Origin of the sequence: Xylophilus sp. ASV27, from assembly GCF_016428875.1 — a bacterium.
Taxonomy (GTDB): domain Bacteria; phylum Pseudomonadota; class Gammaproteobacteria; order Burkholderiales; family Burkholderiaceae_C; genus Xylophilus.
Genome location: NZ_JAELTO010000020.1, coordinates 44,435 through 50,434, shown reverse-complemented (window position 1 = coordinate 50,434; position 6,000 = coordinate 44,435). Strand labels below are relative to the sequence as shown.

Sequence of the window (6,000 nt, the reverse complement as noted above, 5' to 3'; positions counted from 1 at the left end):
CCCCCCCCCCCCCCCCCCCCCCCCCCCCCCCCCCCCCCCCCCCCCCCCCCCCCCCCCCCCCCCCCCCCCCCCCCCCCCCCCCCCCCCCCCCCCCCCCCCCCCCCCCCCCCCCCCCTTTTCAAGCAGATGACGGCATACGAGATTTCCTGTACGGTCTCGTGGGCTCGGAGATGTGTATAAGAGACAGGTCCGGCACCGGCCTCCGCGGCGGCCGCGCCCGCGGCGGCGCCCGGCGCCCTGCCCACCATGGTGATCGACCGGCCGCTGCGTTCGGGCCAGCAGGTCTATGCGCGCAATGCCGACCTGATCGTGATGGCCGCGGTCAGCAACGGCGCCGAGGTGATCGCCGACGGCAACGTGCACGTCTACGCGCCGCTGCGCGGCAAGGCCATCGCCGGGGCGCGCGGCAACACGGCCGCGCGCATCTTCGCCACCTGCATGGAGCCCGAGCTGGTGTCCATCGCGGGCATCTACCGCACCACCGATGTGCCGCTGCCGCCCGCAATCCACGGCAAGCCGGCGAAAATCCAGCTCGTCGGCGAGAAGCTCGTCATCGAGCCGCTCTGAATTTCTTCCTTCCCTCTATTTCCTCCTCCAAACGAAGGACAGCAACAACATGGCCAAGATCGTCGTGGTGACTTCCGGCAAGGGCGGCGTGGGCAAGACCACGACCAGCGCCAGCTTCGCCTCCGGCCTCGCGCTGCGCGGCTTCAAGACCGCGGTCGTCGACTTCGACGTCGGTCTGCGCAATCTCGACCTCATCATGGGCTGCGAACGCCGCGTGGTGTACGACCTCGTCAACGTGATCCACGGCGAGGCCAACCTGCACCAGGCCCTGATCAAGGACAAGCAGTGCGAGAACCTGTTCGTGCTGGCCGCCTCGCAGACCCGCGACAAGGACGCCCTCACGCAGGAGGGCGTCGAGCGCGTGCTCAAGGAGCTGGCCGCGCAGGGCTTCGACTACATCGTCTGCGACTCGCCCGCGGGCATCGAGACCGGCGCGCTGATGGCCATGCACTTCGCCGACGAGGCGCTGGTGGTGACCAACCCCGAGGTCTCCTCGGTGCGCGACTCCGACCGCATCCTGGGCATGCTCGGCTCCAAGACCCGGCGCGCCATCGAAGGCGGCGAGCCGATCAAGGAGCACCTGCTGATCACCCGCTACAACCCGAACCGCGTGGAAGACGGCCAGATGCTGTCGCTGCAGGACGTGCAGGACATCCTGCGCATCCCGCTGATCGGCGTGATCCCGGAGTCCGAGACGGTGCTGCAGTCCTCCAACCAGGGCACGCCGGCCATCCATGCCCAGGGCAGCGACGTGTCCGAGGCCTACAAGGACGTGGTCGGCCGCTTCCTGGGCGAGGAGCACCCGATGCGCTTCGTCGACGCGCAGAAGCCCGGTTTCTTCAAGCGCATCTTCGGGAGGTGAGTGCCATGTCCTTCCTCAGCTTTCTTCTCGGAGAGAAAAAGAAGACGGCCAGCGTCGCCAAGGAGCGGTTGCAGATCATCCTGGCGCACGAGCGCAGCGGCAGCAGCAAGAAGCCGAGCTACCTGCCCGACCTGCAGCGCGAGCTGATCGCCGTCATCTCCAAGTACGTCTCCATCAGCCCGGGCGACATCAAGGTCAACCTGGAGCACCAGGACAACTTCGACGTGCTCGAAGTCAAGATCGAGTTGCCCGACGCGGCCAAGCCGGCCATCGCGTCGCCCTGAGCCCGAGTTTTGAGCAAAAAGTGCCTGTAGCCCAGGTGCTGTCTGGGCTTGTAGCTATCTAATTGATAGCAAACGCCGACCTCACAGCCCTGCCGCCGGCAGCCAGTCGTCGAGGCAGCGCGCGATCTGGCGCTGCATCGCGGCCTGCCAGCGCGCCGCGCCCTCGCGGATCTCGGCGATGCGCGCGGCGCGTGTGTCGGGCGTGAAGGAGGCCTCGGCCAGCCAGGCCTCGACCCCGTCGCGGGTCACTTCCGGGTGGAACTGCAGCGCCAGCAGATGCGTGCCGAGCGCGAACGCCTGGTTCTCGCACAGCGCGCTGCGCGCCAGGCGCTGCGTGCGGGGCGGCAGGTCGAAGGTGTCCTGGTGCCAGTGCATCACCGCCGGCGCCAGCCCGGGCGCTAGGTGGCGCAGCGGCGAGGCCGCGCCTTCGGCCGTCAGCTCCAGCGGGTACCAGCCCACCTCGGCCTGCGGCGCGCGGTAGACGCGGCAGCCCAGCGCCGAGGCGATCAACTGCGCGCCGAAGCAGATGCCCAGCACCGCCCGCCCGGCCGCCAGCCGGCGCGCCAGCAGCGCGCGCTCGACGCCGATGAAGGGGAACAGCGCCTCGTCGTAGACGCTCAGCGCCGAGCCCAGCGGCAGCACCAGATCGGCCGCGAGAGGATCGATCCGCGCCAGATCGGCGTGGGCCGCCTCCACCACGTCGATCTGCCAGCCGCGCGCCTGGAAGTAGGGCGCCAGGCTGCCGGGGCCGTCCAGCGGCGAGTGTTGCAGGATCAGCAGTCGCTGGCTCATAGCGGATGTTCCGTATAGAAGCGGCCGCCGTGGAACAGCAGCGGCGAGGCGCCCGGCCGGTGGCTGCAGGCCTCCACTTCGCCGACGAAGATGGTGTGGTCGCCTTCCTCGTAGCGGCTGCGGTTGAAGCACTCGAACACCGCCGCGGCACCGGCCAGCAGCGGGGCGCCGCTCGCACCTTCGGTGAAGTCCGTGCCGGCCCAGCGCTCGGCGCCGCGCGAGGCGAAGCGCTCGGCCAGCGCCATCTGGTCGGCTGCCAGCACGTTCACTGCGTAGTGCGAACCCGCGCGGAAGGCCGCCATCGAGGTCGCGGTGCGCGCCAGGCTCCAGAGCACGAGCGGCGGGTCCAGCGACACCGAGTTGAAGGAGTTGGCCGTCAACCCCACCAGCACGCCCTCGGGCGTGCGCGCGGTGACGATGGTCACGCCGGTGGCAAACATCGCGAGCGAGGCCCTGAACTGCGGCAGAGAAAAGGAGGGGGCGCGGGCTTGCAGCGCGGCGCTGGGGCTAGGGGTCACGGCGGCGGACGGGTAGGGCGGCGATTCCCGGATCGTAAACGGCCGCGCCGGCCCGCGCCGGCCGCAGGGGCGTGGCTTTTTGAAGGAAATAGGGATGAAGCCCATATGGGATATGGGCTATGCGCTATATTTATGATAGCTATCCAATATCGATCAACAGTCCGGGCCGGAAGCCCGCCTGCTCGCCCTTGCCGGCGTAGCCCAGCGGATTGGCCACGACCCGGCAGCCGTCCTTGCGGTAGTCGAAGGCGCAGTGCAGGTGGCCGTGCAGCCACAGTTGGGCCTGCGGCAGCAGTTCGTCCAGCGCGTTGCAGAAACCGGCCGTGCCGGGCGTGAGGCCGTAGCGCGGGTCGGCGCTGGCCAGGCTGGGCGCGAAATGGGTCACGGCCACCGTCGGGCCGTCGAAGGGCGCGGCCAGCGCGCCGCGCAGCCAGTCCTGGCAGGCCAGCGCCTCCTCGCGCATGCCCTCGGCCAGCCAGGGCTCGCCGTGGCGCGTGGTGCCGGTCTTCTGCAGGTAGAAGTTGGCGGCGCGAATGGCCTTGCCGCGCGCCGACAGCGCCTGGCCGGGCGTGGCGCGCGGCGGCACCAGCGCGTCGAAGTCGCTCCAGAGCGTGGTGCCGACGAAGCGCACGCCCTGCAGCACCCGCGTTTCGCGCTCGAGCCAGAGGATGCCCAGCTCGGCGCACAGGGCCTTGAGCCGCTCGCGCGCGGCGTCCACGTCCTGCCCGTCGTACTCGTGGTTGCCCGGCACGTACAGCACCGGGCAGGGCCAGGCGCCGTATTCGGGCCGCGGCGAGTAGCGAGCGAGGCCGAAGTCGCTCCCCTCCAGCAATGAACCAACATGGTGCGATCCGACGTCGCCCGCCAGCACCAGCAGGTCGGCGCCCGGGGCCGGCGGGCAGGAAAACGCGGGCTGCACCTCCAGATGCAGGTCGGACAGGAGTTGGATCTTCATCGGGTCATTGTGCGGGAAGCCCGCATGGGCACAGGCAGGCGCATGTTGCGCCGCAGCAGCACCCATGCCGGGTTTGCATGACGCAAGGCTTGTAAAGCTAGGGAAAACCCTTATTCTTGAGCCATCCCTACTATTCGCACCCACAAGGTGCCCCTTGCACCATGTTCGCCCTTATCACCCGTTTGCTGTCTTCCGTCCGTGCAGCGGCCGCGCTGCCCGACGCGGCGCGTGGCATTCCCAACGCGCTGTTCGAGTCCGCGGAAGCCTGCGCCGGCCAGAACCCGCACCAGGCGCAGGAACTGCGGGCGGCCGCCCAGGCCTACCTCAGCGTCGTGCGCTGAGGCGCGCCGAGCGCGCCACCGCCCCGCGCAGCCACTCGTGCGCGCGTGCGGGCTGATGGCGCCGGTGCCAGAGCGCATCGACGTGCACCGCCGGCACCGGAAACGGCAGTTCGCGCCAGACGATCTCGTCCGCCAGCCCGGTCGCCCCGATGAAATGCTGGGGCAGCACGGTCAGCATGTCCGACTGCGCCACGATCTTGCCGGCGGTGAAGAACTGGTTCACGGTCACCGCCACCCGCCGTTTGTGCCCGAGCAGCGCCAGCGCTTCGTCGATGAAGCCATAGGCGCGGCCCGAGAAGCTCACCAGCATGTGGCGCGCCGCGCAGTAGCGCTCGATGGTGAATTCCGCGTCGGGCAGTGCCGCCAGCGGATGGCCGCGCCGCATCACGCAGACGTATTCCCCGTGGTAGAGCCGCTGGTGGAGATAGCTCGCGTCCTCGCCGGACTGCTGGCCCGCCGCCAGGTCGGCCATCACCGCCGGGAAGTAGCCGATCGCCATGTCCGCCGCCTCGTCGGCCAGCAGCCGGCGCGGGTCGCGCGTGGCCAGCGGCTTCACCCGGATCTGTATGCCGGGCGCCCCGGTTTCCAGCAGATCCACCAGCCCGGGCATGACCACGGCGGCCGTGGCGTCAGCCATGGCCAGCACGAAGGTGGCCTCGGTATGGGCCGGATCGAACACCTCGGGCCCGAGCGAGCGCTGCAACTGCCGCAGCGCCTCGCGCACGTCCGGCCAGATGGCGGTGGCGCGCGGCGTCGGCTCCATCGCCTGGCCGCTGCGGCGCACCAGCTCGTCGCCCAGGGCCTCGCGCAGGCGCCGCAGCGCATTGCTCACCGCCGGCTGCGTCAGCGAGAGATTGCGCGCCGCGCGCGTGAGGCTGCGCTCGGCCATGACCTCGTCGAAGACGCGCAGCAGATTCAGGTCGAAGGTGCGGAAGTTGGTGGGGTGCATGCGCGATGGCTTGTCTATCACTGGTGTGAATGGCAAGCATCATCCAAATAAAGTTGAACAGCACACGGGTAAACCCTAGTATGTCGTCATGTGCCGGAAATCCCATTCCCCGGCGCTTGCAGGAGAGCACCATGACCAGTTTCGTCCACCCCGTCTATCCCACCCACCATGTCGGCGCAGAGCGCGCGGCGCGCGTCGCCGAGCACGTGCAGCATCTGGCCCACGGCGCGCGCGGCGGTGCCGCGCTGCTGCTGGCCGCGATCGTGGCCGCGCTGCTGGTGGTGGCCAACCAGATCATCGGCACCTGGAGCGAAGGCCACCTGCTGGCCGCCTGGATCGTGCTGTGGGTCGTCGCCTTCGCCGCGCTGGCCCTGCTGGCCGGTCCGGCCCGCCGCGCCAGCATCGCGCTGCGCGCCGCGGCCGCCGGCTGGAACGCCCGCCGCATCGCCGCCGAGGAAGACCGCAAGCTGATGCGCCTGGCCATGACCGACGCCCGCGTGATGGCCGACATCAGCCGTGCGATGGGCATGGACGCGGGGCGCGACGTGCGCGGGTATTTCTGATTACCCCCAGGCTGCGCGCTTCGCTTCTTCGCCAACCCCCTTCAGGGGGCACTGCCTGCGGCCTGGCAAAGCCAGTTCCGCGGCAGTTTGCGTTTGGCCTGCTCCGCGGCCTTCTGTGCCGCCAATAGAAAAGGCCGCGCCTCCTCTCACGGGGCGCGGCCTTTTTATG

General features: G+C 69.8%; 9 protein-coding genes and 1 pseudogene. 5 read left to right on the top strand and 5 right to left on the bottom strand.

The genetic code is table 11. The features are described 5' to 3' along the window. The coding region (locus JHD63_RS06680; RefSeq protein WP_198969963.1) for a hypothetical protein at window positions 1–248 on the bottom strand (248 nt) is incomplete at its 3' end. Here JHD63_RS06680 and minC point away from each other — a divergent pair. The 3 genes and pseudogenes from minC to minE all read left to right on the top strand — a co-directional run. Further along, window positions 217–567 (top strand): annotated as a pseudogene (minC, locus tag JHD63_RS06675) (septum site-determining protein MinC); the annotation flags it as partial. The gene JHD63_RS06680 and the pseudogene minC sit on opposite strands and share 32 nt — an antisense overlap. 49 nt (window positions 568–616) lie before the next feature. Then, the gene (gene minD, locus JHD63_RS06670) at window positions 617–1,429 is read left to right on the top strand and encodes a septum site-determining protein MinD (RefSeq protein ID WP_198969962.1); all 813 of its coding nucleotides are present in this window, start codon (window positions 617–619) and stop codon (window positions 1,427–1,429) included. A gap of 5 nt (window positions 1,430–1,434) precedes the next feature. Next, entirely contained in the window at window positions 1,435–1,713 is a 279-nt protein-coding gene (gene minE, locus JHD63_RS06665) for a cell division topological specificity factor MinE (RefSeq protein ID WP_198969961.1), read from the top strand. 81 nt (window positions 1,714–1,794) lie between these two features. Here minE and JHD63_RS06660 read toward each other — a convergent pair whose 3' ends face one another. From JHD63_RS06660 to JHD63_RS06650, 3 genes are all read right to left on the bottom strand, one after another. Next, on the bottom strand, window positions 1,795–2,505 hold the full coding sequence (locus JHD63_RS06660) for a glutamine amidotransferase-related protein (protein WP_198969960.1): 711 nt from the start codon (window positions 2,503–2,505) through the stop codon (window positions 1,795–1,797). Continuing rightward, entirely contained in the window at window positions 2,502–2,945 is a 444-nt protein-coding gene (locus JHD63_RS06655; protein WP_233167730.1) for a flavin reductase family protein, read from the bottom strand. Before JHD63_RS06655 ends, JHD63_RS06660 begins: the two co-directional genes overlap by 4 nt. A 217-nt stretch (window positions 2,946–3,162) precedes the next feature. Then, the gene (locus JHD63_RS06650; protein ID WP_198969958.1) at window positions 3,163–3,978 is read right to left on the bottom strand and encodes a metallophosphoesterase; all 816 of its coding nucleotides are present in this window, start codon (window positions 3,976–3,978) and stop codon (window positions 3,163–3,165) included. Between the two features lie 161 nt (window positions 3,979–4,139). Between JHD63_RS06650 and JHD63_RS06645 the strand changes: the two genes are divergently transcribed. Further along, window positions 4,140–4,319, top strand: a complete 180-nt coding sequence (locus tag JHD63_RS06645; RefSeq protein ID WP_198969957.1) for a hypothetical protein — start codon at window positions 4,140–4,142, stop codon at window positions 4,317–4,319. Here JHD63_RS06645 and JHD63_RS06640 read toward each other — a convergent pair. Continuing rightward, window positions 4,303–5,268 carry a LysR family transcriptional regulator gene (locus tag JHD63_RS06640; RefSeq protein ID WP_198969956.1) on the bottom strand — a complete coding sequence of 322 codons (966 nt, stop codon included), beginning with the start codon at window positions 5,266–5,268 and terminating at the stop codon, window positions 4,303–4,305. The genes JHD63_RS06645 and JHD63_RS06640 overlap by 17 nt on opposite strands. A gap of 131 nt (window positions 5,269–5,399) precedes the next feature. Between JHD63_RS06640 and JHD63_RS06635 the strand changes: the two genes are divergently transcribed. Further along, a complete protein-coding gene (locus tag JHD63_RS06635; protein WP_198969955.1) occupies window positions 5,400–5,831 on the top strand; it encodes a hypothetical protein in 432 nt (143 codons plus the stop codon). Window positions 5,832–6,000 lie beyond the last annotated feature (169 nt).